This is a genomic window from Streptomyces sp. TG1A-8 (genome assembly GCF_030499535.1).
Lineage (GTDB): Bacteria > Actinomycetota > Actinomycetes > Streptomycetales > Streptomycetaceae > Streptomyces.
Window position 1 is genome coordinate 6969604 of the sequence record NZ_JASTLB010000001.1, and the last position, 25928, is coordinate 6995531.

Here is a 25928-nt window from a genome sequence, read left to right on the forward strand (position 1 = left end):
GGCTGGGGTGCGGCGGCCGTCAGGTGCCGGCAGGTCTGGCCTTCTCGCGCTCGCGGCGCCCGGCGTTCGGGCCAACGCGCCGTATTTCAGAGGCACTTTGTTGGGGACTGTGCTTTCTTGGTCGTGCGCCGCATCTCCTGGCAACCCACCCACGTTTTAAGGAAGTAGCTCCATGGACTCCGCTCATGGCCCCCGCATCGTGGTCGTCGGCGCCGGACTCGGCGGCCTTGCCCTGGCCCGCGTTCTGCAGCTCCACGGCCGCTCCGTCACCGTCTTCGAATCGGAGGCTTCCACCGGAGCCCGCCTCCAGGGCGGTAGCCTCGACATACACGGCGGCACCGGTCAGGCCGCCCTGCGTGCGGCGGGCCTGCTCGACCGGTTCCACGCCCTGGCCCGCCCCGAAAGCCAGGAGTGGCGCGTGGTGGACCCCGTCACCGCCGCCGCCTTGCCCTTCCCGGGGCTCGTCCACGACGACGACAGCCCGGAGATCGACCGCGGCCAGCTGCGCGGCCTGTTCCTGGAATCCCTCGCCGAGGGCACCGTCCGGTGGGGCTGCAATGTCACCGGTGCCACCCCGCTCGGGGACGGTACCTGGCGCTTACTCCTGGATGACGGCACCACCGAGGACGCCGACCTGGTGGTCGGCGCCGACGGCGCATGGTCGCGCATCCGCCCAGCCCTGTCGGACGCCACGCCCGGCTACACCGGTGTCACCTTCATCGAGACCGGTCTCGGCGACTGCGACACCCGCCACCCCGGCCTCGCACGCATGGTCGGCCACGGCACCCTGCTGGCGACGGCCGACGGCAAAGCCCTGCTCGCCCAGCGCAACAGCACAGGCCACATCCGCGTCTATGCCGCCTTCCGCGCCCCGCGGAACTGGCACGTGGCCGCCGACGTGGAGCCCGACGACACGGCGGCCGTGCGCGCACACCTGCTGAAGATGTTCGATGGCTGGGACGACAACCTGCTCTCTCTCCTGAGGCACCATGACGGCGGGTTCGTACACCGGCCCGTGTTCGTGCTGCCTGTCCCGCACACCTGGGAACACGTCCCTGGCATCACCCTGCTGGGCGACGCCGCGCATCTGATGCCCCCCGTCGGGCTCGGTGCCAACCTCGCCATGCTCGATGGCGCCGACCTGGCCTACGCCCTCATCACCGAATCCAGCATCGACGACGCCGTGCGCGCCTACGAGAACCTCATGCTGCCGCGCTCGGCCCGGGCCGCCCGGGACTGCGCCAAGGCACTCGACGACCTCATTCCCCCGACGGACCGCTGAGCAAGCGCCACCACCACACCGGCCCTGGGCCCAACGCCGCCCGGAGCCGGTACGGGCCCCCGGCTCCGCAAACCGGTCCGTCCCCGAACCGGTCGCCCCAGCAGGTCCGCCCCTATCAGGCACAATCCGCCAACGGGAACGCTCAGCCACCAAGTGAAGCGCCTCAATCACAGCGGCGGACACATCGCCAGCACCCGCCTGCCGCCTACAGGTCGAACTCCAGGTGTTCGACGTCGGTGAACTCCACCTCCAGGCCGTGGGCGCGGCGGCCGCCGTCGCGGAAGTACATCTCGCCGAGGCCTTCGGCGGCGATGGCGCGCAGTTGCTGTTCGGTGGCGCCGGCGCCCTGGGCGTCGAAGAGGCGGGCGGTGTGGTGGGGTGGCAGGGCGATGGTGAGGTGGCGGATGCGGGCGTCGTCGGTGGTGCCGGGTGCGGCGGTGAAGCCGAAGCGGGCGCGGGTGTCGACGATGAGGCCGGTGCTGGTGGCGGTCTGGCGTCGGGCTTGTTCGCGGATGCGGGGTTGCCAGCGGGTGCGGACGGCGTCGGCCAGGCGGGCGGCGAGGTCGGCGCGGGGCCGGCGGATCCGGTCCTTCGCATAGCGCTCGACGGTGCGCTGGGAGACGCCGAGTGCGTCGGCGACCGCGCGGGTGCCCTTGAGCTGCTTGACCAGGTAACGCATCTGCGCGCCCGCGGACTTCGGGATCGGGCGGGTGAACGCCTGCTGCACGGCGCGGTCCAGGCCGTCGAAACGGAAGCCAGCGAGGGCGGTCCTTCAAGATCGGCTGTACGGGGCTGTGGGGGCCGATCACCCGGCCCGGCGGGGGAATATGACACCGGCCCAGGTGATCGGCCGTGAGAGGAGCACTCAGGGCGTGTACGGGGTTGTAGGATCTCGCCGCCCGTGGCGTAGCCCGATGCTGTGACCTGCAGCTTCTTTGGTTGTCCCATGGCTTGGGCAATCAGTTCCGCCTCACCGTCGTGTCATTTCCTCTGTCGGGTCCTCCCGGCCGCAGCGGCCACGCATTTCCCGCTGCGCCTCACCATCAGGGCAGCAGGACGACCTTGCCGAGGTTGGCACGGGCTTCGATGATCTCGTGCGCTCGTGCCGCATCAGCCAGCGGAATTTGGGCGTGGACGACCGGCTGCAACTGTCCGGACATGGTCAGCTTCCACAGCTCCTCGCCATGCTGGTCATAGAGTTCGCGCTGAGTGTTGGCAAACCTCGCCATGGTGAGCCCGGTGATGGTTTTCGATCCTGCCAGGAGGTCGAAGGCGGGAACGGTGCCGCCGCCCGAGTTGAAGAAGACGAGTCGCCCGCCGGGTGCAAGGGTGGAGATGGCGCGTGGGAGTAGATCTCCGCCGACTCCGTCCAGGACGACGTCGACCGGCTTCCCCCAGTGCTCGCTGCCGTAGGTCACGATCTCGTCGGCGCCGAGACCGCGGAGGAACTCCGCCTTGGTGTTCGAGCTCACGGCCGCGACGACCCGTCCAATGCCCTGAAGCTTGGCCAGTTGGACCGCGAGATGTCCCACTCCGCTCGCGGCGCCCGTGATCAGGACCGACTCGCTCGCAAGGGGGCGGGCCGTGGCGAGGGCGGCGAAGGCGACGTGTCCGCTGCGCACCAGCGCGACGGCTTGGACGGCGCTCGCTCCGTCCGGTATGCGGCTCGCCATGAAACCGGGGGCGATTGCCAGTTCGGAGTAGGAACCGCCGCTGAAAGTGAGCGACGTGATGCGGTCGCCGACTTCGAAATCCGTCACGTCCGGGCCGAGTCCGATCACCGTTCCGGCGACCTCGCCTCCAAGGACTCCCGGTAGCGGCGTCCTGCCGTCTTCTCCGCGCACCTTGCGTACGGAGGGAAGGGTCACGCCGATGGCTTCCGTGCGAACCAGCAGTTCCCCAGGGCCGGGCTTGGGAGCCTCCGCGTCTTCGACGCGGAGCACTTCCGGACCGCCGTACTCATGGAAACGGACGCGCTGCATGCAGACCTCCAGGTCATTGGGACCCCCAACGATACTGAAGGGTCGTAGGGGATCCCAATGATTTTCTGGCTAGTGTGGCTCCATGCCCGAGACCACCCGCGCTCCCGCCCGTATTCGCTCCCTCCCCAGCTGGCTCCTGGGTCGTGCCGCAGCTCGGGGGCACCGGCTCGTCGCCGAGGCCCTCGCCCAGGTGGGCATGCGGATGATGCACCATGCCGTCCTGTCGGCCGTCGCCGAACTGGGTCCCGTATCGCAGGCCGAGCTGGGCCGCAGCCTGAGTATCGATCCCAAGGACATGGTCGCGATCCTCAACGACCTCCAGAACGACGGCCTCGTGGCCCGTGCGCCGGACGTCAAGGACCGTCGCAAGAACGCCATCTCCCTTTCGCCGAGCGGAAAACGTCGCCTGCTTCAGACGGAGAAACTGGGCCGTGAGGCGAACGATGAGCTGACCGCCGCCTTGACGCCTGCCGAGCGGACCCAGCTCATGGGTCTCCTCTCGCGGATTGTCCAGCAGGAAGAGCCCCGTGCTGGGACCGCCCCAGGGGGCGAGTAGCAGCTCGTCACGCATGCCTGGGAAGACAGCGAGGCAGCCGTCCCACCCTCAGGCCATGAAGCCTCAGCATCGTGTCCAGATTCTCGGCCGACGCTTCCATCGTCATGTTCCGAAGTCGGACTGTGGCACGGCTGCGGCAACGCTCCTGCCGAACCGGGTCGGCCGCGTTCTGCGGCCGCGTTCGGCGCGCTCGATCAGGGACTGCCCCAGGTCTTTCTCCAGGCGGTTGATCTGGGTCACCGGTGTCGACTGATGAACGCCAAGGGCGCGGGCGGCTTCAGTGACAGTGGGGTAGGGCAGGGCGGCGACGAAGCGTTCGAGTCGCTGTCGGCCGTAGACTCGTTAGAGCGTCACGTAAGACGGCAGGGACGCTGCTGGCTTGCTCGCCGGCGCGGAGGACGGCGTCGTGGCTTGCTCCTCCGCGGGGGCGGAGAGGGATCTTGTGGGTGTGTGCCCAGCGGGCCATGTGCGCGGGGCTCATTCCCTTCTCCTGAGCGAGATCAGGCAGGGTCCGGCGGTGAACGACGTACTGCTCGATCAGCCAGTCGCGGTCGATGGTGCCGCGGCGCTTGTAGTCCTGTGGGCCTTCGCGGAGCGGGATGCCGTACTCCTTGGCGAGGTCGGTCAGCAGTCTGCGGGAGAAGCCGGTGAGGGTGGCGATCTGCTGGAGGGACTCGTGTTCGTCTAGGTAGAGCTGGGTGAAGCGCTCTGCCGGGATACTTTGCCGGGCTTGCTGTCGGATGCGGCCGGTGGCTCTGGCCGTGTTCTTCGTCAGCGGGGGTGCGGGGGCTGGATGTTCGTCGAGGACATGCCGGATAACGTCGACGGTCGTTCCCAGGACCTGGGCGGCATGCTGAACGGGGTGCTGACGTTCTCGGACGAGCTGGTGCAGGCGGGGTAGGCCGACGTGTGCTGGGTCGGGCCCGGGAAGGGAGGGTCCGGTCGGCAAGGTGGTGGGAGGCTGCCAGGTCACGGGCTCGTCGTGGATGTGGCGTGAGGCCAGGAAGTTGAGGGCTTCCTGCTGGAGGGCATGTGCGAGTTCGGGGATCTGAAGCGCGGTGAAGCGCAAGGTCGTCGCCCGGAACTCTGCGCTGTCGAACCCCCCCAGGTCGTCGGGGGCGGACTCGGCAGGCAGGCCGCCGAGACGTTGCAAGAGCTGGCTGCGTGCGATGCGTTCGCGCCGACCGGTCCCTGGCGGTGTTCCGGTGCGGTGGCAGGCCTCCAGCCGGCGGTCATGGGGAAGCCGGCCGGTGTAGTCCAGGAGTCGGCGCAGGCCGTAGTCGATGGGGGTGCCGTTGGCGTCGAGGCGGCCGGCGAGCCGGTCCAGGGCGGTGACGATGTCCGGTCATCGCGGAAGGTCGTCGAGTTCCTGGAGGAGGCATGAGATCTCGATGCCGTCGGTGACGTCGCCGACCGGCCCGGCGGCCTGGTCCAAGGAGGTGCGGCTGTCGGGGATCAGCGGGGCGTCCATACCGGGAGGCAGGACCTGGCGGGTGGTCACGACGTCTTCCCGCCCAGTAGGGCCGGGCGCTCCGTCCCGGGAACACCGTCATCGCAGCACTGCCCGCACGCCAGCCGCAGCCGGTTGGGCTTTTCCGGGAGCCGGATGTCGTAGGGGAGCCGGGCCTTCTCCTTGAAGTCGCGCAGGTCGTAGTCGCACTCCGTGCAGACCAACCCGGCGGAGCGGGCCTGCTTCTTCGACCAGGCGGGCCAGTCCGCCGACAGTGCCAGGTGAGGATGGCCGGGGCGTCGTGGAACAGGGGCCACCGCTCTTTCTGCGCTGAGTGTGTGAGGCCGGGTGCCCTTACGGTGTGGCGATTTCGTTGCGCGGCGGGGCTGCCCGAGGGTGGTGCTGCTTGACACCCCACGCACGCGTGCCGCACGCACGGTCAGAAACGAGCCGGCATTGATCCCACCACGCGCGGACCGACCCGTCGGCGGTTGTGGCACTCACCCGAACTGTCGGCGGAAATCACATTGGAGAAGGGCTGAAGCATGTACGGAGCAGGAAACACACCGGCGGGCTGCAGTAGGGGTACCGCCGTTTTGCCGCCTCGGATGCGGCGCAGGGCACGGGGGGCGTGGGGGCTGGGGGTCCTTGCCGCAGCGATGCTGCTGGGGACGTCGTTGCCGGGAAACGCTGCCGCAGCGCAGGGACAGCCCGCCGCAGCGACACTGGCCACGGCAGCGTTCGACCCGGAGTGCATCCAGCCGGGGAACGCGTGGCTCAACCCGCAGTTCTACTGGCGGAACGTCTTCGGTACCCGGTTGGGAGAGGGCGTGATCCACGAATCGTCGTCACCTAACCCGTTCGGTGGGCGGATCGCGCCGGGGTCGACATTCACGTTCAGGTGGCGTCCGGAGACCACACGCAACCCTGTGGGGTCGCAGTACCACATCCACCGGGTCAATCTGGCTTCTGTCATGGCGGTAGCCGACGTCGAGTGGGTGACAGGGCCGGGCAGTCTCGCCGGGACGACACTGAGCGCCCAGGAGACGCCGCCGCAGAAGCTGGGAGACACCGTGGTGAAGTTCCGGATCAGGCCGGGGACGGAGGGACGGACGGCCACCCTGTCATCGGCCGACCATAGCCTTACGACGAAGTGGTTGTTCGCCAACATCAACAATCTCTGGGAGAACTACGGAAGCATCTCCTTCACGGTCGCCAGCCGCGCCAGCCTCGGCTGCACATCGTCCTCGGTTCTCGGGTAGCGGGAAGACGGGGTGACGCGTCGGTCGGCGTGTCGCCGGCCGACGCGCAGCAGCCGCGGACCGAGCCACTGCTGCCGGATCAGAGCCGATGTACCGCATACAGCGAAGCCGAAGCCCCCGCCCGCCCGGCGGGGGCACACGCGTACGCACGGAAAGTCCCCCGGCCACCCGCCGTTCGGACTGCTTCCCCGGGGAAGGACCATCCCCGCCGGCCTGAAGACCGCCTCCTGCGGGCTGGGACTGCCGGCGCGGGAGATGGGCAGCCGGGACCACAAAGCAGGCCGCGCCGGCGCCTCGATGGTGGTCCAGGGCCAGGGCCGTGCCCGAGCGGAAGGCCGGTGGAACCTGCCTCCCCCGGCTTCCCCGGGTGACGCGACCGCACCCCGGCTGTCAGCGGCGGCCGCCAGGCTGAACGGGCGGACCGTGATGGCGAGCGGCTGCTATGCCGCCGGGTCTACGGCGTCGACCACGAGCATCCCGGCCCGCGGCCCGGCCGGGCACTACGCCGAACTGGTCGGCGGCCCGCTGGATGGCTGCTGCTCGGCATCATCGGCTTCACGCCCGACGGGGCCGGCACCGTCGTCGCGCCGGCCACCGAGCTGGGGCAGTCGGGCACCGGCGGCCGGACCAGGTGCGACGAGCGCCTGTCGAAGACCGTCGCCTTGCACAGTGAAATGCCCCTGCTCGAGCGTCAACTTCGCAGGCAGCTGTTTCACCCCGAGTAAGGGTGAGTGCATAAGGCGCACCGGCGGTATCCGGCCATGACGGGTCGGGCAGGAGAGTACTGAGAGGGGTGTGGGGTGAGAGAGGTGTGCCGACGACGTAGTGCGTGACGCCGCAGCGAGGCCCGACCCGCTGCGGATATCGCAAACCTGCCCGGCGGGGTTGACCGAATGCCTTCGCGCGTCACTTCACGTACCTCTGTAATCACGCTGTGCTACCCGGTGTTTCGGTACCGCCACGGCGCGCAGAGCACGGCTTGTCGGCGGTGCAACCAGCAGCGCCGCACCCGAGGGGAAAAACCATGGCCACGCCTCCCGCTGCTCCGCTTCGTGTCGCCTTGGTCAACGGCGGCTTCGAAGAACCCCCCGTAACCAACTATGAGATTTTGCCGGACGCCTCCCAGACGCAGGCGGCCAAGCGGGTCCCGGGCTGGCGCACCACCGCATCCGACCACATGATCGAGCTGTGGCGTTCGGGCTTCAACGGCGTGCCGGCAGCCGAAGGCTCACAGTTCGCCGAGCTCAACGCCAATCAGGTCTCCACGCTGTACCAGGACCTGCCGACGACGCCTGGTACGAAGCTGTACTGGCGGCTGTATCACCGAGGCCGCCAGGGGGATGACACCATGGTGCTGGACATCGGCGCGCCGGGATCCACGGTGGAGCAGAGGCGCTTCACCGACGGCAACACCGCCTGGGGTTACTACACCGGCACCTACATCGTCCCGGCAGGCCAGACACTGACGCGCTTCGCCTTCCGTTCCGTCTCCGCCGCCGGCGGAAACCGTGCCGTCGGCAACCTCCTGGACGGCATCTTCTTCGGTACCGCTCCCTACGTGGTGCTCGCCAAGACAGCGATTCCGGCGGGACCGCTGGAGGTGGGCGACGTCGTCACCTACCGCATCACCGCCAGAAACGAGGGCGGTGGCGGGGCCGAGAACCTCGTTCTGACCGACGTCGTCCCGGAGGGCACGACGTACCTACCGGGTTCCCTGCACATCGTCGACGGCCCGAACGCCGGAGCGAAGAGCGACGTGAGAGGGGATGATCAGGCGTACTACGACGCCGCGGCGAACAAGGTCGTGTTCCATCTCGGCAACGGCGCTTCCGGCGCGGCAGGGGGCAGCCTCCCCAGCACCGAAACCCAGCCTGCGGGGACCACGGTGGAATACCGGGTCACCATCGATCGGGCCAGCGGCGGCAAGCAGGTCGCCAACACCGCTGACGGCTCCTACGAGAACCGGCTCGGCGATAGGCCGGAGTCACTGACCTCCACCTCCAACGAGCAGGTCACGCAGGTCAAACCGGCTGCCGACCTGTCCGTGGCGAAGGCAGCCGACGAGACAACCGTCACCGTCGGCCAGACGGTGGCCTACCGCATCGCCGTTCACAACGCGGGCCCGAACCGTGCCACCGGCGTCACCGTCACCGACCAGCTTCCCGACAGCCTCACCTTCCTGTCCGCCGACGGCACATCCGGAGACTATGACCCGGCCACCGGGCGGTGGGCGGTGGGCGACCTCGGCGAGGGCGCCACCGCCACGCTCGTGTTGCGGGCCAAGGCCACCAAAGCGGGCCTGATCAGCAACACCGCCACCGCCACCGGCAACGAGAAAGACCCCGACACCACCAACAACACCGACACCGTCACCGTCTGCGTCGAACCGGCCCCCTCCTGCTGCGACCCCTGCTCCGCCGAGAAGTAACCCTGCGGGCACGCTTCGGCCGAGGTCGCGCAGTCGTGCCTGTGCGCTGCCGCCGATGCGTTGCTGAGTCTGCCGCGTGCCCCGCCTGAGCCGGGGGCCTGAAGGCCACGGCCGCAGCCCTGCTCGACGCGATAGACAGCTGCCCCCGGGCCGGGCCCGTCCTGGGTCCGGCCGCGGCGCTGGACGACGAGCCCGCCGCCGCTCCGTACCGCCCGGTGCCGGCGGGAGAGACTGGTGCTGCTGGTCGCGCCCCGGCCGCCGATCCCCCACGACCCGCCGCCGTACCGCGGCAGTCCGCCGCCCGCCCGCGGCCACCTCCGCCGACGGGGCGGGCAGAACGGTGACGACCCCGGGGAACGACTCCGGCTGCGGCAGACGGCCGGACGCATCGCTTCCGCACTTCCGGCTGATCGAGGATCTGCGCGCCCGGACACCCGTGCGGCTCGGGCCGTGTCCCGTCGAGTCCGGCACGTGGGACTCCGTGCTGGCCGCCGAACCGGACCTGCCCGACGTCCTATGGAACGTCTTCGTGCTGGACCAGCCGAAGGCCCATCTGCGCTTCGGGAGCCCGGCGCACGCACTGGCCGCCGCGAAGACACTGCGCAGCGTGGCGCCGGCCGGGACCCACCGGTTCATCGCCGAGGGCGAGATCATCGCCCTGCTGTGCGCTGGCCGAGCCGAGGAGGCGCTCGAGACGGCGGTCCGGTTCGTGCCTCTGACCATTTCGGACGAGATCGCTTTCCTGCTGCACCAGGTCGCTGCCGCGACCGCTGCGGGAAACCCGGCCACGCGCAGCGCCTCGCGACCGGCCTCGCGGCGGTCGTGACCCAGTCGGCCGTGCCCTCCGCGGAACCGGCCACGTTCCTCCGCCGGACCAAGCATCTGGCGGTGCTCCTGGAAACGCTCGACGCGCCGCGCTTCGCACTCGCCGTACACCTGCACGGAATGGACGCGTGCCGCGAACACCCGGACGAGCCGTTGTACCTGGCCTTCACCGAGGGCGCCCTGCGCATGGCGCCGGACCACCAGCACGCGAGCCGGTGGCGGTTCGTGCGGGAGAAGCTTCTCGTCGGCTCGCGGTACGCCGAGGTGGGGGGCAGACGGCGCCCGGGCGACAAGCGCGGGCACCCAGCCGTCCGCGAGCTGATCGCTGCGGTCGAAGCGGCAGCGGTGAGGGTCGGACTACCGGCCCGGGTGACCAAGGACATCTGCGAAGCCCTCGACCACAACCTGCTGCCGAAGAACATTGAAGGCACCCGAGTCAAGTTGAAACGCCTGGTCAAACTCGGCATCCTCACCGAGGTCGACACTGGCAGCTTCGCCAGGAAGCAGTAACCGGCCGAGCCCCGATTGGCTTCGTTCACGTCAAACAGCAGCAGTATGGCCGCCTGTGCTCGTAAGAATGGCGGTCGTGCGGGTGGTGGGGATCAGTGGGCCTTGTCAGCCAGCCCATGGGGTGAGGCTGGTGCGGTCGAACGGGCCACCGTGCGCGGCGGCGTACGTGATGGCGTCGTTGACGGCCTCGAGGCCGAACGACCGGACTCGTTCGGGGGCGAGATCCAGGGTGCCCGAAGCGAGGAGCCGGATGATGCCGACATTGGCTGAGCGCGGGTACATCCACTGCCCGCGCACGGTGATCGAGTTGCGCATGATCCATGGGTACGGGAGTGCGAGGTCGTCGCCACCGAGCATGCCGACGCCGCCCATGAGGACGACGCGGCCGTACTCGCGGACGGTCATGGCCGCCGCGCGCGACACCGAGCTGGGTGCGCTCGGCGGGAGCAAGTCGATCACCATGTCGATCGGACCGTCGGCCGCCGCGTACATCGCCGCGCGGTCGGTGGTCTCGTCTCCGGTCAGCGGGACCGGGCGCAGACGCGGACCGAACCGGTCGGCGAGGAGGTCGAGCGCGGCCTGGTTGCGGCCCGGGGCGACCACGCGGCCCGCTCCCATCGCGAGCGCGACCGCGACCGCGCTGCTGCCGAGATTGCCGGTGGCCCCGCTGACGAGCAGCGTCTCGCCGGCTTCCAGCCCGCCTGCGAGCAGCCCGCCGTAGGAGATGGCGTGCACGGTGAGTGCGGCCCAGCGGGCCGGATCGTCCCCTGCCACGGTGGGCAGCGGGAAGACGTTCTCCGTCGGGACCCGCATGAGCTCGGCGAACGAACCGTCGTGCAGGTACCGGGCGAGCCGCGCGCCGCCCTCGCCGCGCGAACTCCAGCCCTGGAGCGTGATGTCGGGCGTCAGGGCGTCGTCCCGCGAGCGCACCGTCGAGTCGCACCACACCAGGTCGCCGACGCGCAGCCGGGTGGCGTCCGGGCCGACGTGGATGATCCGCCCCACGCCGCCGACACCGGGCACGACAGGAGGGACAAGGGGGTAGTTCCGCTTGCCGCCGAAGACCTCGGCCGCGTACGGCGCCACGCTGGCGGCGAGGACCTCGACCACCACCTCACCACCCCCGGCCTCGGGGTCGGGTACCTCCCGCACCGTGAGCGGGGCGCCGAACTGCGTCAGAACTGCTGCTCGCACCTGATGACCTCCGTGTTCGTCCGTGCTCGTGGGATCGACACTAGGAGCTGGGCGGGTATGCGGGAAGCGATGATCTGGCATCCATGGTATGCGTATGCCGCATGGACATCTCCAGCACGGGACTGCGGGTCCTGCGGCAGATCGCTGAGTCCGGCAGCTTCACCGCGGCAGCTGCCCGACTCGGCTACACGCAGTCGGCCGTCTCACGCCAGGCCGCAGCCCTCGAACGCAGCGTGGGCACCACCCTGTTCGAACGCCGCCCAGACGGGGTACGGCTCACCCCCTCCGGCTTGACCCTGCTGCGGCACGCCCACACGGTCCTGGCCTCGCTCGCAGCGGTCGAGCGTGAGCTCACCGGCACCGTCCCGCGGACCGAACTGGTGCGGCTCGGGGTGTTCCTGAGCGCGGGCGCGGCGATCCTGCCCGTCGCACTCGCACACCTCGCGGCGGCCGACCCGCAAATCACGGTCATCACTAGCGAGGGCACCACGCCCACTCTGATCCGGGCGCTGCGCGCGGGCTCGCTCGACCTCGCCGTGCTGACGTCCCGTCCACCCCACCGGCCCTTCGACGGCGACTCGCCGCGCCTGCACGTCGAAACCGTCGCGGACACCGAACTGGTCGTGGCGGTGCCGTCGACCGGGAAGTTCGCCGGACGCACCACGGTGCACATCGACGAGCTGGTCGACGCCGCGTGGATCGCCACCCCGTCATCGAGCTCCGAGCCGCTGCTCGGCGTCTGGCCCGGCCTGCCCGGACGGCCTCGCGTCATCCACTCCGCGCGCGACTGGCTGACGAAGCTCCAGCTGGTTGCCGGCGGCTTCGGTGTGACGACGGTGCCGTCCCGGCTCTCACCGGTGCTGCCGCCTGGGGTGAGCCTGCTGCGCGTCGACTGCGCACCCCCCGAGATCCGCCGGGTGCTCGTGGCGCGCCTCCCCGGCCACCCCGCCCCGGCGATCACGGCCGTCACCCGAGCGATCACTTCGACCGCCTGAACCGCCGCCAAGGCCGCGCACGATCGCGTGTACCGCTTTCCCCCTCACGGGTGGGCACCGCGGTCACCATCGGCCTGTTCTTCGCGGTACTGGCGATCGGCTTCGCCGTCGTCACGGCCCTGCACGCACTCCTCGCGCCCCGCGGCCGCGCAGAACGGCCGCCGGCAGCCAGCCTTCCGCCGAGGCAAGCGGACTCGTTGCCGGTGGACAGCGTCGCACTGGTCGGGGTTTCGTGTCCGATCTCCTACCAAAATTCCTCAAACCGCCCCCTCAGGCACCAGCGCCGCACGCTCTCGGTCGACGCCGGCGGCAACGTCCTCGACATCCTCGTGCACAACCGCCGCGACCAGGCCGCAGCCAGACGCTTCTTCCGCAGGCTCCTCACAAAGACCCGCACGGTGCCGCGGGTGGTCGTCACTGACACGCTCCGCTCCTGCGCCGCGGCCCACCGCGAGGTCATGCCCTGCGTCGAGCACCGGCAGTCGAAGTACCTGAACAACCGGGCCGAGAACAGCCACCAGCCCACCCGGCAACGCGAACGCGCGATGAAGGGCCTGGCGCTCCGTGGGCACAGCCCAGCGGTTCCTGTCCGCCTCCAGCGGCACCTCACCCCACTTCCGGCCCCGCCGTCATCTGATCCCCGCATCCGACTACCGCGCCGAGACGACCGTCCGCTTCGCCGTCTGGGACCAGGTCACCGACACCGCCGGCCTGCCCGCAACGCTCTGACCCAGAGTCGGCACCCGGGCCAGCCACACCCCAGTACGCCATCAGGCACCCGCGCACCCAACAACGTGCCAGCGTCCTCGGGGGACAGTCCCGACGCCACAAGCTGCATCGCACGCCGCTGCTGCCACGCGAACTGGGCGTTGAACGTCAGACCGACGTGGTTCGTCGGAGTGGAGAACCACCGCCGCCGTTCAACCTCGTACTCGCTGCCGGGCGGCCCCCACCGGGCCAGAGTACGCTGCTCGTCGTCGAGGTCGGCCAGCCGGCCGTCGCGGCCCGTGACATGGCCTGGGCGCCCGTCTTCGGCGCTGTGCCCGGCTCAGAACTCCTATCGCAATGACGTCAGGCGCCTCCAGCAGATGAGCGCGCATCCGAGGGTGAGGAAGGCTTCGTGGATGTCGTCGCGGATCTCCCAGCGGATCCGCAGACGGCGGAACCAGTGCAGGTGGGCGAATGCGCGTTCCACGACCCAGCGTTGGGTGCCGAGTCCGGAGCCGTGTTCGGTGCCGCGTCGGGCGATCAGTGGCTTCACGCCCAGGTCCCGGACGAGCCGGCGGTACTTGTCGTGGTCGTAGCCGCGGTCGCCCAGCACCACGTCCGGGCGGCGTCGGGGCCGGCCTCGCTTGCCCCGCACCGGCGGTATCGCCTCCAGCAGAGGGATCAGCTGGGTGACGTCGTTGCGGTTGCCGCCGGTCAGCGTGGCGGCGAGCGGGATGCCGGTGGCGTCGGTGATCAGGTGGTGCTTGCTGCCGGTTCTGCCCCGGTCAACAGGGCTTCGTCCGGTCTTGGGACCCCCTTTAGCGCGCGGATGTGGGAGCCGTCGACGGCCGCTCGGGAGAAGTCCAGGGCGTTCGCGCTGCGGAGCTTGGCAAGGAGGACCTCGTGCAGTCGGGGCCACACGCCGGCCCCGGTCCACTCGGCCAGGCGTCGCCAGCAGGTCATGCCCGAGCCGAAGCCGAGTTCCTGCGGCAGGTGTTCCCAGGAGATCCCGGTGTGCAGGACGAACAGGATGCCCTGGAACACCAGCCGGTCCGGATGCCGCTTGCGCCCTGGGTGCCGGGCCCGACGCTCGACCTTGGGCAGCGGCGGTTCGATCACCGCCCACAGCTCGTCATCGACTTCCCACGGCTTCGGCCGTGCCACTTCGCACCCCCAGATCATCGCTGCCGTAATGATCCAACCACCTCGAAAATCATTTCGTTAGGAGTTCTTAGCGCGCGGATGTGGGAGCCGTCGACGGCCGCTCGGGAGAAGTCCAGGGCGTTCGCGCTGCGGAGCTTGGCAAGGAGGACCTCGTGCAGTCGGGGCCACACGCCGGCCCCGGTCCACTCGGCCAGGCGTCGCCAGCAGGTCATGCCCGAGCCGAAGCCGAGTTCCTGCGGCAGGTGTTCCCAGGAGATCCCGGTGTGCAGGACGAACAGGATGCCCTGGAACACCAGCCGGTCCGGATGCCGCTTGCGCCCTGGGTGCCGGGCCCGACGCTCGACCTTGGGCAGCAGCGGTTCGATCACCGCCCACAGCTCGTCATCGACTTCCCACGGCTTCGGCCGTGCCACTTCGCACCCCCAGATCATCGCTGCCGTAATGATCCAACCACCTCGAAAATCATTTCGTTAGGAGTTCTCAGTCGGCATCTGCCTCAGCGCTCCAAGGTCCGCACGCATACACGCTCCTGTCGCGTCAGTAGAAAATCGGTCCGGACAGGCCGCCGCCGGCAGCGACGGCCTCCCCGTTGATCGCAACGCTCAGAGGCGAGGCCAAAAAGGTGACCACGTGCGCGACCTCGGACGGTTGGATGAGGCGGCCGACGCTCACACCGGCGGCGAGTTCCTCGGCGATCTCGGCCTCGGTCACCCCACGTGCGGCCGCGCCGTCGCGGATCATGGTTTGCACGCCCTCGGTCTGCGTCACCCAGGGGTGGACAACCGTTACGTTGACTCCCACCGGGCCGAGTTCGTCCGCCAGGTTCTTGGTCATCGCGGCGACAGCGACGTTACGCACGGAGCTGAAAACGGATCCTGTGCGCCGCAGCGCAAGCCCGCCGATGTTGATTATCCGGCCCCAGCCGCGCTCGATCATCTGGGGCGCGACGGCTCGCGCGCAGCGCAGATAGCCCAGGACCTTCGTCTCCATCTCGAAGCGGAGGTCGTCGTCGTCGAGGGTCAGGAAACCTGTCGCCGGGCCTCCAGCCGCCTTGGCCGCTCCGTTCACGAGGATGTCCACGCCCCCGAATCGATGCGTGACTGCCGCTACCGCCGACTCGACCTGCCGGTCCTGAGTCGTGTCCGCCACGACGCCGATGGCGTCGTACCCCGCGGCGCGCAGCCGACCCGCCGAGGTCTCGACGGCGTCGGCGTCCCGGGCGAGAAGCGCGACCTGTGCTCCCTCACGGGCGAGTTCTGTGGCGACTGCGTACCCCAGCCCCCGGCTTCCCCCGGTTACGAGCGCCCTCTTGCCATCAAGCTTCAAGTCCACTTTTGTTGCTCCTTGTTGATCCGATGATGATTCTTTGTGCCGCTACGGATGCGGCAGCACCTGTCAGCAGGGACGGTATTGCTCGCGATTGTCGGTCCGGAGGACCGGCGAGGACTCCGTCGAGCGAGCGACGCGGTGGGCACACCAATCGGCGCCCGTCCGGTCAGGTGTTCCTCCGACTTCGAGTAGCGCTCGGCACCGACCGCGGCATCGAATCGGTGCCGCTGGAAGCGGATGGCCACGTCGACGAGGTCTGGATGGTGGAACCGGGGCGCCGACAGTGCAGCAGGCGGCCCTGCCCTCAGTCGTAACCGGCGACGGCGGCGCGCTTGATGTGCAGGGCGTCCTGCGGTTGCGGCAAGTCCTGGCCGAGCGCGGCTCGTTGACTGGAGCGCGGGGTTGTCCGCCGGCGGAAGCGCGTGGGCCGGAAGCTCCTCGGACGGGCGATGTCGAGGACGTCAGTCGTCGCCATGCTTCTCGTGGTGCGTGCGGCGGCGACCCGGGCGGCCGGGGTCACAGTGCCGCCTTAAGCGCGGTGCGGGCGGCAACAGCGAGGAGGACGAGGGCGAGTCCGGTGGCCACCGCGCCCATCCAGATGGGGGAGGTGTAGCCGAGCCCGGCCGTGATCATGAGCCCGCCGATCCACGAGCCGAGGGCGTTGCCGAGGTTCACCGCCGCGATCGGGGCGCCGGACGCGATCGCCCCGGCGGCGCGCGCGTGTCGCATCACCTTCTGCTGGTAGCCGGGCGCGGCGGCGAAGCCGAACATTCCCATGAGGCCCAGCGAGATCGCCGCTACGACAGGATGGCCGGCGAGCAACCCGAGGAGGACTTGCACGGCCAACAGGCCCACGAGCGACCCTGCCAGGGTGGCGTCCAGGGCGCGGTTGACCAGCCGGCCGCCCAGCGCGTTGCCGATCATGAGGCCGATGCCGAAGAGCACGAGCAGCCAGGGAACAGCGCTGGTGGGGTAGCCCGAGACCTTCGTGAGCGTCAGCGCGACATAGGTGAAGGCGCCGAACATGCCGCCGAACCCGAACGTCGCGATGCCCATCGCCAAAAGAGCCTGCCGGTTGAGGAGATGCCGCAGATCGGCGAGGGAGCTCGTGGGCGTGGGCGCCACGTGGGGGACGACCGCGAGGATGGCCAGGGTTGCGACGACCGCGAGGGCCACGATGACGCCGAAGACGACCCGCCACCCGAACTGCTGCCCGAGCACGGTGCCAAGCGGCACGCCGAGCACGTTCGCGAACGTCAGGCCGCCCAACATGGTGGCAATGGCCCGGCCTTGATTTCGTGCGTCGGCGAGGCTGACGGCGACGACGATGCCCATGCCGAGGAACGCCCCGTTGGTCGTCCCGGCGATGATCCGCCCCGCGAGGACGACCTCGAAGTTCGGTCCTAGCGCGCAGAGGAGGTTACCGATGACGAAGACGACACCGATCTGCACCAGGGCCGACTTCGGCGGAATACGGCTGAGGGCCGTGGTCAGGGCGAGGGCGCCCACGATGATGCCCACCGCGTACGTCGTCACCAGAATGCCCGCGCTGCCGTCACTGACCGACAGATCATCGGCGACGTCCGGCAGCAGGCCGGCAATCACGAACTCCGCCAGGCCGACGGCGAAACTGGCCAGAGCGAGCGCGTACAGCCCGAGGGGCGTCCTGGGGGTCCGAGTGAGCGCCTCGTGGGGTGTCTCAGATGTGGTGTGCACATGTGTCATGACGAGCAGAACCTTCAGGCATCACCTCAGGATTCCTGAATTCATGGCCCTGATCCATCCAAAGTTTTGATGTCATCCGCTTCGGATTTCGATAGGTGCAGGTCAGAGGCTGCGCAGATAGGAGCGGTGGTGCGCCCCGTTATCTTCTTCACGGTCCTGCAAGAGAGCCGCCGGCCTTCGGGCCCGGCACTACTGCTGCCCCCTGTCGATCGGATGACCGTGGGGGTGGTGCCACCGGGCTCGAGAGGTGCCGTCGGAGACGCTGATCAGAGGCCCGACCACCGCCTGGCCGGGCGCAATGCCCGGCCAACTGCGGGCGGCAGGTCTGCATAACGTGGATGCGCGCGAACGAACCCACCGCCGGGGCCGGCACCGGATCGAACGATGTGAGGGCACCGTGACCGAGATCGACGGGGTGGGCGTCTTCCTCGGCCTGGACGTCGGCAAGAGCACACACCACGGCCACGGGCTGACCCCGGCCGGGAAGAAAGTGTTCGACAAGCAGCTGCCCAAGAGCGAGCCCAGGGCGGTTCGGTCAGCCACGATGGCAGGACGGGCACAGGTCTCTCCGGTGATCACAGAGCGTCGCAACTCCAGGATCACCAAGAATCTGTGCCTGCTTCGTTGATGGGGGGCGCCCCGCCCCCCATCTGCGCGGCCTTTGGACGGCCGCAAGGCAACGATGTGATGAGGAGCCGCGTCTCGGGTCCTGCCGGTCTCAGAGTGTCCGTGGTCACTCGCCCGCGACCACGACTCCTTCGTCGAGCTGCGTCTGTACGCTGCGGGGAACCCGCACTCCGTGACGGCGCAGCCCCGCGATGAACCGCGCGACGAGCGGATCGGGTCCGGCGGAGGTCACCGCCATCAATTGTCTGGTCCACCGCGGTGAGAACGGCCGGACCACGCCTGGAAAGCCCGCACCGACCGCACTCACCGGACAGACCGCGACGCCCAACCCGGCGGCGGCGAGTTGGGGTGCCGCAGCAGAGACGGACGTCCGCATGACCGCCTCCGGGCGGACCCCGGCCCGGGCGAAGGACTGGTCGAGCCATGCGCCGAGGGCGTTGTCCGTCGTGAAGTGCACGAGTGGCGCGCCATCGAGGTCCTGGATCCGCAGTGCGGCCCGCTGGGCCAGCGGGTGGCCGGTGGGCGCGGCCAGCACGATCTCCTCTTCGGCGACGGCAGTGACCTGGAAACGGTCGGATGGGGGGTCCGGCAGCACCGCGACGTCAACGTCGTCGGACTCGACCAGTCCCAGTGCCTCGTCCATGACGGCGAGCTCACGCAGAGCGATGGCCACTTCCGGGTGGCGCCGGCGCCAGTCGCGGAGCACCGGGGCGAGCAAGGCGACGGTAAGGCTTTGCGCGCAACCGATCCGCAGCGACCCGCCCCCGGCTTTTCCCACCGCCCGCGCCGACCGTACGGCGGCGGTAGCCGCCTCGACCGCCCGCCGGGCGTCCGCGACCGCGACCCGCCCCGCGGCGGTGAGCCTGACCCCCCGTGCCTCGCGACGCAGCAGGGCCGTGCCGGTCTCGCGCTCCAGTGAGGCGATCTGATGGGACACGGCGGGTTGCGAGGAGTGCAGCAACAATGCGGCCTGAGTGATCGATCCGGTGTCCGCGACAGCGACGAGGCATTCCAGTGCGCGAAAAGATGGCATCCACAGATTCTATGTCAAACTTTTGAAGCATCAACATTTAGAGGGTGCCTCACGTGGCGAGTTCTGCGAGCTTCTTGTAACAGGTCAGGGCCGCCGCGAGTCCGAGGAAGCCAAGGAAGTGGGAGCCCTTTCGCTCGTATCGCACGGTGAGTCGGCGGTAGCCGAACAGTCAGGCGATCGACCGTTCGATCTTCCAGCGGTGCCGCCCGAGCCGCTCGCCGGACTCGATTCCCGGGCGGGCGATCCGCGGGACCAAGCCTCGACCGCGGAGCCAGGCGACGTGGTCGGCGGAGAAATACGCCTTGTCAGCGCGTGCCTTGACCGGTCGCCGCCGGCGCGGACCGCGCCTGGAGCGAACGGTGGGTATCGCCAGGATCAGCGGCTTGAACGCCTGGCTGTCGTGCAGGTCCGCCCCGGACACCGCAACGGCCAGCGGGATGCCCCGGGCGTCGGACAGGACATGCAGTTTGCTGCCCTTCTTGCCGCGATCGACCGGATTCGGCCCGGTCAGGGTCCCCCCTTTCGCCTGGACAGAGGCCGCGTCGATGATCGCCGAGGTCCAGTCGACCTCGCCCCTGGCGCCGGGTTCGTCCAGCACCGCCCGGTGCAGCCGGCGCCACAGGCCCGCCTCGGTCCACACCGTGAACCGGCGATGCGCCGTCGCGGGAGACGTACCGAACGTCGGCGGCAGATGCCGCCAGGCGCAACCGCTGGTCAGCACGTACACCACGGCCGTGAACACGGCCCTCTCATCACACGGAGCGGTCCCGCCGCCCTGCGGACGAGCAGCGAACGACGGGTCTGTCAAACGAACGGTGTGACCAGGGCAGTCGGATTACTGGCGGGCCGCCGTCAGGCGGCCGTCGACGGTGATGTCGAAGGCGTTCAGCGCGGTCTTCCAGCGCATGGTCCAGCGGGCCTGGCCCTTGCCGGTGGGGTCGAGCGACATGATCGCCGTGGAGACGCACTGCAGGACGGCCTGCTCGGTGGGGAAGTGGCCGCGGGCCTTGACCTCCCGGCGGATCCGGGCGTTGACCGACTCGATCGCGTTCGTTCGTGCAGACGATGCGGCGGATCTCGGTGTCGAACCGCAGGAACGGGGTGAACTCCTCCCAGGCGTTCTCCCACAGTTTGACGATCGCCGGATACTTCCGGCCCCAGGCGTCGGCGAACTCGGCGAACCGCTCCAGGGCCGCTTCCTCGGCCGGCGCGGTGGAGACGGGCTGGAGGAGCTTGGCGATCTCGTCCCGGCCCCGGCGGGCGGCACAGCGGAAGGAGTTCCGCAGCAGATGCACCGCACAGGTCTGCACGATCGTCTTCGGCTAGACGGTCTCCACCGCTTCGGGCCGGCCCTTGAGGCCGTCGCCGACCAGCATGAGCACATCGGTCATGCCACGGTTCTTGGTCTCGGTGAGGAGGTGCAGCCAGTGCTTGGCGCCCTCGCCGCCGTGGCCGGCCCACCACCCGAGGATCTCCCGCCGGCCCTCGGTCGTGACGGCCAGGGCCATATAGACGGGCCGGTTGGCGACCGCGCCGTCCCTGATCTTGGTTCTGTCGACGATCTTGTGATCCGGGCGGGCTGGACTCATCGCGCGAGCAGGACGCGTTTGCGAAGGAGATCGAGGCTGGCCCGGCCGAACATCTGCCGTTTCAGCATCTTCAGCCGGTTGATGTTGCCTTCGACGGCGCCGGAACCGTGGGGGAGGGAAAGGCCGTTGCGGACGGCGTCGAAGTCGCGGCGGAGGTGGCGGGCGAAGCCCGCGAGTGGGGCGAGGGAGTCTCGTTCGACCTCGGTGATCCAGTCCGCGAGGCGGTCGCCGTGGCGTGCGGTCATCATGACGGCGAACTTCCTGACGTGAAGAGTGAGCCGGTCCAGCTCGGGATCGCGTTCACGCAGCCGGTGAAGCTTGCCGGCGTCCTCGTCCCGCAGGTGTTCGGGGTGAGTCATGATCCATGAGGTGACCTCGCGGACCGACGGAGGCTTCGGCCCCGGGTCGGGTGCGTGTCCGCGCCCGGTGCGGTACTGCCGCAGATGACGTTGGACGGCCAACTCACCTCCGGGGTAGCCCTGTTCCTGAATCTCGCGGTAGAGCTGGGTGGCGTTTCTGACGCCATCGTCCCAGCGCCGGTGCAGGTAGCCGACATACGGGTCGACGACGTGCGCCCGCTGCAGGCTTTTGGCGACGACGTCGTCCGCGGAGGGGGCGTTAACGAGTTTGCGGACGGTGGCCTGGTGCAGTCCGAGTTTCCGGCCGATCCCCGCCTTCGACATCCCCTGCTGCCATAACTCGTGGGCGGCGGCATGCTGTTCACGGAGCCGAGTCACGATCTTCAGCTCTGTCGGCAGCTGGACTACCTGCGGTTCGTCGGGGGTGTCTGCGCGTTCCGAAGGCGGTTCGGCCAGACGGAAGCGATGACCGTTCACTGTCTTCTCGACGATGCCGACCGCGGAGGCCAGGCAGGCTCCTGCCCGGCCGGCCAGGGCCAGTCCGATCCGCGCCAGCACCCCGCGCAGTAGCGGGTCTGCCGACTGTGCGGGATCGCCAGTCCCACGATCTGTTCGGCGAACGCCACCGCCGTGCAGGCAGTGTTCTCGCAGCGGAACCGACGTATGCGTACTCGATCACCACGCCCAGCCCGCCCACGGCGACGTCACGCAGCTTGCGTACGTACCGGCCGTGCACCCGAGCAGGCCCGCAGCGCCTCCCGTAGCGCGGCGGCTGCCTCGGCGGGCCGGCCTGCCCGCAGTTCGCGCAGCGCCGCACCCCGCCCCTGCTCGAACCGGTGCACGTCCACGGTGCCGTGCCGGACGGTCAGGACGTAGCCAGTGCCGGTGGACCCGATCGCGGCGCATCCGGCGAGGACCGGGCGCGGCCGGTACACGTACGTGTGCACGGTGCCGCGTGCGCCGCGCGGCTCGTGCTCGCCCCACAGCACGTGGTGCACCACCGCGGTCTCCACCGGGCGCCCCTCGTGCAGCAGGAGGGCCAGCAGGGCCCGCTGCTGCGGCGTCCCGAAGGCGACCTCCGTCCCCGGCCGCCGCGCCCTGACCGGGCCAGCAGCTGGAACCGCATCCCGTCGTCGATCACTCGCCCGTCCCGTCCGTCGCCGTCACCACTCCGCCATCGTCGCGCGCGGCCGGGAGGGGCACCGCGCTCCGGGCCGAGGCTTCGCAGGATCATCTCGTCCACGAGATCGTCGGTGGGCGAGACGATCAGGGGGAACCGAGCCCGGGCGCCGGTCTGGTCGTCGGCGACCTCGTCGTCCAGGTAGCCGTCCAGGACCGTGCCGTCGATTGTCATCGCCTCAGCCCGCCCTCGGCAGCGTGGACGGCCGGCGGCGGAGCCGTAGGCGGCGACCACTGGTCGGCGTTGGCGGGCTCACCAGACGCGCGTGGTGGGCCTTCAGTTCCTCTTGCCGACCACTTGAGCCACCGGGCAGATCGCCGGCTACGGAACGGCGCTGATCGTCCCGTGGCTCTTTTCACGTCCACTCCCCGTCGCCGGATCCGAGCCGCCGGTGCCCGAGTTCCGTGATCGGTACGGCCGCGAGGCTGGTGAAGGCGATGTCGATAAGGGTCGAGCGGGGCACGCCGGAGCCGCCGAGGGTGGTCATCCCCTCGATCAGCGCGCAGAAGAACGCCCCGAGTGAGGCCGCGTCGGCGCCGGGGTCGATCTCGCCGGCGTTCTGCGCCTCGGCGATGCAGGCTGCGTAGTGCGTCTGTATCGCCGCGAAGGCGTCGGAGACCGCGGAGGCCACTTCGGGGTCACGGGCGGAGAGTTCCACAGCAGCCTTGGTGAACAGCGAGGGCGGGGTCTGCGCGGAACCGTACGTGACGGCGACCTTGACCAGCTGTGCTCGGATCCGTTCGATGGGGGTGTCCGCGCCGTGCCGGATCGCCTCGACCGCCTCGACGGCTTCCGTGGCGTCGCTGAGGAAGGCGCGCATGAACAGCTCTTTCTTCCCGCCGAACGCATTGTAGAGGCTCTGCCGTGCGAGCCCGGTGGCTGCGAGAAGGTCGTCGAGCGAGGTCCCGGCGTACCCGGTCTCGGCGAACGCCCGTCCCGCCCTGGCGACGACGTCTGTCTCGTCGAACTTGCGAGGTCTCGGCATCGTTGTCCTTCCATCTGTTCTTGACCGACGGGTCCATTATGGTCTAACGTTCGAGACTGATCAGTCCAAAACTAAGAAGGAGATCCATCATGAGCGGAGCGCTGCAGGGTAAGACGGCCCTCGTGACCGGGGGTACCTCGGGAATCGGGCTGGCGGTCGTCCGCCGGTTCGTCGACGAGGGAGCGCACGTCTTCATCACAGGGCGTCGGCAGCAGCAACTCGACGCGGTCGCCCGCGAGTTCGGCGACCGGGTGACCGCGGTGCGGGCGGACGCGTCCGTTCCGTCGGAGGTGGCGGCCCTCTTCGAGGCCGTGGCCGCCCGTGGACAGGGCCTCGACGCGGTCCACGCCAACGCCGGCGTTGGCGGGTTCAAGGCCCTGGCCGAGGTCACCGCCGAGGACATCGACCTCGCCTTCGCGACCAACGTGCGCGGATCCATCCTGACGGTGCAGGGGGCTCTCCCGTACCTCAACCCGGGGGCCGCGATCGTCGTGACCGGTTCCACGTCCGCATCCGGGACCGAACCGCACCTGGGTCTGTACGGTGCTTCGAAGGCGGCGGCGTCCACGTTGACACGCACGTGGGCAGCCGAACTCGCACCGCGCGGCATCCGGATCAACACCGTCGTCCCCGGGCCCACCGAGACGCCCGGCCTCGCGGGCCTCGCGCCGAACGACCCCGACGCGCTCCTGAAGCAGCTCGCCGGAGCCGTTCCCCTCGGCCGTCTCATCCGGCCCGAGGAGGTCGCCGCGGCGGTGCTGTACCTGGTGTCCGACCAGAGCTCGGGGACCACGGGAAGCGAGCTGTTCGTCGACGGCGGCATCTCCGCCGTCTGACCCCAGGGCGGGCTCGGCGACGCCGCATCGCTCTCCCACGGCACTGCGGCGGATGACACAGGCGCGGTGATCGATCCGGACGCCCGAGCCGACCGTGCCGGTGCCGGTGGCGTAGCTTTCGGCGGTGGTGCGGCGGGTGGTCCACGACCAGTCGGTGCGGCGTGCGGGCACGCTGCCGCGCCAGAGTTCGAAGGGGCCGGCGGAGCGTGGAGCGGGCCGGGCGTCGGCCGTGCATCCGGCTGCTGTGAAGAGGCGGCGCCACGCCGGGTGGCCGAGGGCGGCGTCCGGGTACTCGGCCACGCTCCACACCCGGCCGATGTGCGCGGCCGGGGCGTGGGTGTCGATCGCCCCACTCGACCAGGCGGCGTGCAGCAGGGCGGGTTCCTCGAGCCGCCCTGCCAGCAGGAGCAGGTCATCCAGCCGCCCGGTGTCGAGTAGCTCGCCGCGCCGGGCAGCCTCGGCGACTGAGGCGAAGGCTTCCGCGGCGAGGTCGTGCGGCACGCCTTGGGGGAGCGGGGACGTGGAGCTTCCCCTTGTGAGTGGACACCTGGAGACTGGGACGTGAGGTTCCAGAGGAAGTAGTGCCAGGTGGGTAGTCAGTACTCGAAGTGGTATTCGGAGGAGTTCAAGCGGGACGCGATCGCGTTGGCCCGCTCCTCCGGCAAGACGATCACGGAGGTCGCGCGGGATCTGGCCGTGAGCCCGGAGAGCCTGCGCGGCTGAGTCAAGCGCGACCGGATCGACCGCGGAGGGGGCACGTCGGGCGAGCTCACGAGCGCGGAACGCGAGGAGCTGAAGCGGCTGCGCCGACAGAACGCTGAGCAGCAGGAGACGATCGGGATCCTGGGAAAAGCGGCGGCCTTCTTCGCCAAGGACAGTGACCGGTGAGTGAGGTCTACCGGTTCATCGCTGCGGAGAAGGCCGTCTATCCGGTGGCCTTGCTGTGCCGTGTCCTGGGCGCGGTCCGCTCCTCGTTCTATGCCTGGCTGGAGACGGAGGAAGCCCGACAGGCGAAGACGCGGGCGGACGACTCGCTCGCCCATGAGATCACAGGGATCCACCTGGCCTCGAAGGGGGCTTGCGGTGTTCCGCGCGTGCATGCCGAGCTGCGGCGGCTGGGCCGGCCGGTCAACCGCAAGCGGGTGGAGCGGGTCATGCGTGAACGCGGTATCGCCGGCGTCACCCGCCGAAGACGCCGCTCGCTGACCCGTCTCGACAAGCAGGCACGACCGGCCCCGGATCTGATCGGCCGGGACTTCACTGCTGTCCGGCCCGGCACCCGGCTGGTCGGGGACATCACGTATCTGCCCACCCAGGAGGGCTGGCTGTATCTGGCCTGCTGGCTGGACCTGGCCACCCGCGAGGTGGTCGGCTATGCGATGGCCGACCATCACCGCGCCGCCCTGGTGGTCGACGCGCTGCGGATGGCCCACGGTCGCGGCGGCCTGGAAGGCGGACGTATCGCGCACAGCGACCGCGGAAGCGAACTTGGACTCAATCGGTCGTCGCAACACCAGCTGGCCCTGCTCAGGGGGCGGTTTGGCCAGCGCGATGAAGATGCCGATGGCCCGGTCGATCGGAGTCCAGGCGCGCATCGACTCTTTGAGTCGGGCGCTTTTTTCAGGATCTCGATCGTCTGCTGCTGTTCGCGGACCTCCTTGCGCAGCCGCTTGAGCTCCTCGCGCTCGGCGCTGGTCAGCTCACCGGACTCGCCCTCTCCCCGGTCCGCCTTCGCCCGGCGGTACCAGCCGCGCAGGGACTCGGAGCTGATGCCGAGTTCCCGGGCAACGGCGGTGACCGTTCTGCCTGAGGAATCGACGAGCGCGATCGCGTCCCGCTTGAACTCCTCGGTGTACCGCTTCGTGTACGTGCTTCCCACCTGGTGCTACTTCCTCTGGAACTTCAAGAT

At 69.6% G+C, this 25928-nt stretch carries 26 protein-coding genes and 5 pseudogenes; 13 read left to right on the plus strand and 18 right to left on the minus strand.

Translation table 11 applies throughout. The annotated features are described in order from the left end of the window. Positions 1 to 172: 172 nt before the first annotated feature. Positions 173 to 1282, plus strand: coding sequence for an NAD(P)/FAD-dependent oxidoreductase (locus tag QQY24_RS31100; protein WP_301975988.1), 1110 nt, complete (start codon positions 173 to 175; stop codon positions 1280 to 1282). Between the two features lie 205 nt (positions 1283 to 1487). On the opposite strand, the gene QQY24_RS31105 is transcribed toward QQY24_RS31100, so the two are convergent. Both QQY24_RS31105 and QQY24_RS31110 read right to left on the minus strand, forming a co-directional pair. Beyond that, on the minus strand, positions 1488 to 2009 hold the full coding sequence (locus tag QQY24_RS31105) for a helix-turn-helix domain-containing protein (RefSeq protein WP_301975989.1): 522 nt from the start codon (positions 2007 to 2009) through the stop codon (positions 1488 to 1490). A gap of 316 nt (positions 2010 to 2325) precedes the next feature. Beyond that, positions 2326 to 3264: a zinc-binding dehydrogenase gene (locus QQY24_RS31110; RefSeq protein ID WP_301975990.1), complete on the minus strand. Its 939-nt coding sequence runs from the start codon at positions 3262 to 3264 to the stop codon at positions 2326 to 2328. Positions 3265 to 3346: 82 nt separating this feature from the next. On the opposite strand from QQY24_RS31110, the gene QQY24_RS31115 reads away from it, so the two are divergent. Continuing rightward, positions 3347 to 3820: a MarR family winged helix-turn-helix transcriptional regulator gene (locus QQY24_RS31115; RefSeq protein ID WP_301975991.1), complete on the plus strand. Its 474-nt coding sequence runs from the start codon at positions 3347 to 3349 to the stop codon at positions 3818 to 3820. 102 nt (positions 3821 to 3922) lie between these two features. Here the strand turns inward: QQY24_RS31115 and QQY24_RS31120 are convergent, their stop codons facing one another. After that, entirely contained in the window at positions 3923 to 4120 is a 198-nt protein-coding gene (locus tag QQY24_RS31120; protein ID WP_301976410.1) for a LysR family transcriptional regulator, read from the minus strand. Positions 4121 to 4337: 217 nt separating this feature from the next. Here QQY24_RS31120 and QQY24_RS31125 point away from each other — a divergent pair, with 217 nt between their 5' ends. Further along, entirely contained in the window at positions 4338 to 4508 is a 171-nt protein-coding gene (locus QQY24_RS31125; RefSeq protein WP_301975992.1) for a hypothetical protein, read from the plus strand. 657 nt (positions 4509 to 5165) lie between these two features. Here the strand turns inward: QQY24_RS31125 and QQY24_RS31130 are convergent. Continuing rightward, a complete protein-coding gene (locus tag QQY24_RS31130) occupies positions 5166 to 5321 on the minus strand; it encodes a hypothetical protein (protein ID WP_301975993.1) in 156 nt (51 codons plus the stop codon). Next, positions 5318 to 5587: a hypothetical protein gene (locus QQY24_RS31135; RefSeq protein WP_301975994.1), complete on the minus strand. Its 270-nt coding sequence runs from the start codon at positions 5585 to 5587 to the stop codon at positions 5318 to 5320. Before QQY24_RS31135 ends, QQY24_RS31130 begins: the two co-directional genes overlap by 4 nt. A 342-nt stretch (positions 5588 to 5929) precedes the next feature. Here QQY24_RS31135 and QQY24_RS31140 point away from each other — a divergent pair, with 342 nt between their 5' ends. The 4 genes from QQY24_RS31140 (at position 5930) to QQY24_RS31155 (ending at position 10295) form a co-directional block, all read left to right on the plus strand. Next, on the plus strand, positions 5930 to 6532 hold the full coding sequence (locus QQY24_RS31140; protein WP_301975995.1) for a hypothetical protein: 603 nt from the start codon (positions 5930 to 5932) through the stop codon (positions 6530 to 6532). Between the two features lie 1024 nt (positions 6533 to 7556). Next, the gene (locus tag QQY24_RS31145; protein ID WP_301975996.1) at positions 7557 to 8960 is read left to right on the plus strand and encodes a hypothetical protein; all 1404 of its coding nucleotides are present in this window, start codon (positions 7557 to 7559) and stop codon (positions 8958 to 8960) included. A gap of 481 nt (positions 8961 to 9441) precedes the next feature. Further along, entirely contained in the window at positions 9442 to 9786 is a 345-nt protein-coding gene (locus QQY24_RS31150) for a hypothetical protein (protein ID WP_301975997.1), read from the plus strand. A 62-nt stretch (positions 9787 to 9848) separates the two neighbouring features. After that, a complete protein-coding gene (locus QQY24_RS31155; RefSeq protein ID WP_301975998.1) occupies positions 9849 to 10295 on the plus strand; it encodes a hypothetical protein in 447 nt (148 codons plus the stop codon). A gap of 105 nt (positions 10296 to 10400) precedes the next feature. On the opposite strand, the gene QQY24_RS31160 is transcribed toward QQY24_RS31155, so the two are convergent. Next, positions 10401 to 11489 (minus strand): alcohol dehydrogenase catalytic domain-containing protein, encoded by a 1089-nt coding sequence (locus QQY24_RS31160; protein ID WP_301975999.1) that lies wholly within the window; start codon positions 11487 to 11489, stop codon positions 10401 to 10403. Between the two features lie 101 nt (positions 11490 to 11590). Between QQY24_RS31160 and QQY24_RS31165 the strand changes: the two genes are divergently transcribed. Next, positions 11591 to 12484 (plus strand): LysR family transcriptional regulator, encoded by an 894-nt coding sequence (locus tag QQY24_RS31165; RefSeq protein WP_301976000.1) that lies wholly within the window; start codon positions 11591 to 11593, stop codon positions 12482 to 12484. 293 nt (positions 12485 to 12777) lie between these two features. Further along, a pseudogene (locus tag QQY24_RS31170) lies at positions 12778 to 13213 on the plus strand (transposase); the annotation flags it as partial. 328 nt (positions 13214 to 13541) lie between these two features. On the opposite strand, the gene QQY24_RS31175 reads toward QQY24_RS31170, so the two are convergent. The 5 genes and pseudogenes from QQY24_RS31175 to QQY24_RS31195 all read right to left on the minus strand — a co-directional run bounded on the left by QQY24_RS31175 (position 13542) and on the right by QQY24_RS31195 (position 17410). Then, positions 13542 to 14374, minus strand: a protein-coding gene (locus QQY24_RS31175; RefSeq protein ID WP_301976001.1) for an IS5 family transposase whose coding sequence is annotated in 2 segments (ribosomal slippage) — positions 13542 to 14027 and positions 14030 to 14374 — 831 coding nt in all. Because the reading frame shifts where the segments join, the coding sequence is not laid out codon by codon here. Positions 14375 to 14424: 50 nt separating this feature from the next. Next, positions 14425 to 14787, minus strand: a pseudogene (locus tag QQY24_RS31180) (transposase); the annotation flags it as partial. 106 nt (positions 14788 to 14893) lie between these two features. Then, positions 14894 to 15688 (minus strand): SDR family NAD(P)-dependent oxidoreductase, encoded by a 795-nt coding sequence (locus tag QQY24_RS31185; protein WP_301976002.1) that lies wholly within the window; start codon positions 15686 to 15688, stop codon positions 14894 to 14896. 301 nt (positions 15689 to 15989) lie between these two features. Continuing rightward, positions 15990 to 16160, minus strand: a complete 171-nt coding sequence (locus QQY24_RS31190) for a hypothetical protein (RefSeq protein ID WP_301976003.1) — start codon at positions 16158 to 16160, stop codon at positions 15990 to 15992. A 41-nt stretch (positions 16161 to 16201) separates the two neighbouring features. Further along, on the minus strand, positions 16202 to 17410 hold the full coding sequence (locus QQY24_RS31195; protein WP_301976004.1) for an MFS transporter: 1209 nt from the start codon (positions 17408 to 17410) through the stop codon (positions 16202 to 16204). Between the two features lie 397 nt (positions 17411 to 17807). On the opposite strand from QQY24_RS31195, the pseudogene QQY24_RS31200 reads away from it, so the two are divergent. Continuing rightward, positions 17808 to 17942, plus strand: a pseudogene (locus tag QQY24_RS31200) (IS110 family transposase); the annotation flags it as partial. A gap of 201 nt (positions 17943 to 18143) precedes the next feature. On the opposite strand, the gene QQY24_RS31205 reads toward QQY24_RS31200, so the two are convergent. The 6 genes and pseudogenes from QQY24_RS31205 to QQY24_RS31230 form a co-directional block, all read right to left on the minus strand. Continuing rightward, a complete protein-coding gene (locus QQY24_RS31205; protein ID WP_301976005.1) occupies positions 18144 to 19070 on the minus strand; it encodes a LysR family transcriptional regulator in 927 nt (308 codons plus the stop codon). Positions 19071 to 19239: 169 nt separating this feature from the next. Continuing rightward, on the minus strand, positions 19240 to 19878 hold the full coding sequence (locus tag QQY24_RS31210; RefSeq protein ID WP_301976006.1) for an IS5 family transposase: 639 nt from the start codon (positions 19876 to 19878) through the stop codon (positions 19240 to 19242). Between the two features lie 27 nt (positions 19879 to 19905). Beyond that, positions 19906 to 20617: pseudogene (locus QQY24_RS31215) on the minus strand (IS256 family transposase); the annotation flags it as partial. Between the two features lie 38 nt (positions 20618 to 20655). Further along, on the minus strand, positions 20656 to 21576 hold the full coding sequence (locus QQY24_RS31220) for a transposase (protein ID WP_301976007.1): 921 nt from the start codon (positions 21574 to 21576) through the stop codon (positions 20656 to 20658). A gap of 146 nt (positions 21577 to 21722) precedes the next feature. Beyond that, complete coding sequence (locus tag QQY24_RS31225; protein WP_301976008.1) at positions 21723 to 22031, minus strand: BTAD domain-containing putative transcriptional regulator; 309 nt, start codon at positions 22029 to 22031, stop codon at positions 21723 to 21725. 522 nt (positions 22032 to 22553) lie between these two features. Then, positions 22554 to 23183, minus strand: a complete 630-nt coding sequence (locus QQY24_RS31230; RefSeq protein WP_301976009.1) for a TetR/AcrR family transcriptional regulator — start codon at positions 23181 to 23183, stop codon at positions 22554 to 22556. A gap of 89 nt (positions 23184 to 23272) precedes the next feature. Here QQY24_RS31230 and QQY24_RS31235 point away from each other — a divergent pair, with 89 nt between their 5' ends. The 3 genes and pseudogenes from QQY24_RS31235 to QQY24_RS31245 all read left to right on the plus strand — a co-directional run. Further along, positions 23273 to 24019 (plus strand): SDR family NAD(P)-dependent oxidoreductase, encoded by a 747-nt coding sequence (locus QQY24_RS31235; RefSeq protein WP_301976010.1) that lies wholly within the window; start codon positions 23273 to 23275, stop codon positions 24017 to 24019. Positions 24020 to 24607: 588 nt separating this feature from the next. Beyond that, a complete protein-coding gene (locus QQY24_RS31240; protein ID WP_301976011.1) occupies positions 24608 to 24742 on the plus strand; it encodes a transposase in 135 nt (44 codons plus the stop codon). Positions 24743 to 24903: 161 nt separating this feature from the next. After that, positions 24904 to 25500: pseudogene (locus tag QQY24_RS31245) on the plus strand (IS3 family transposase); the annotation flags it as partial. On the opposite strand, the gene QQY24_RS31250 reads toward QQY24_RS31245, so the two are convergent. Further along, a complete protein-coding gene (locus QQY24_RS31250; RefSeq protein WP_301976411.1) occupies positions 25410 to 25898 on the minus strand; it encodes a transposase in 489 nt (162 codons plus the stop codon). The pseudogene QQY24_RS31245 and the gene QQY24_RS31250 sit on opposite strands and share 91 nt — an antisense overlap. Between the last annotated feature and the right edge of the window lie 30 nt (positions 25899 to 25928).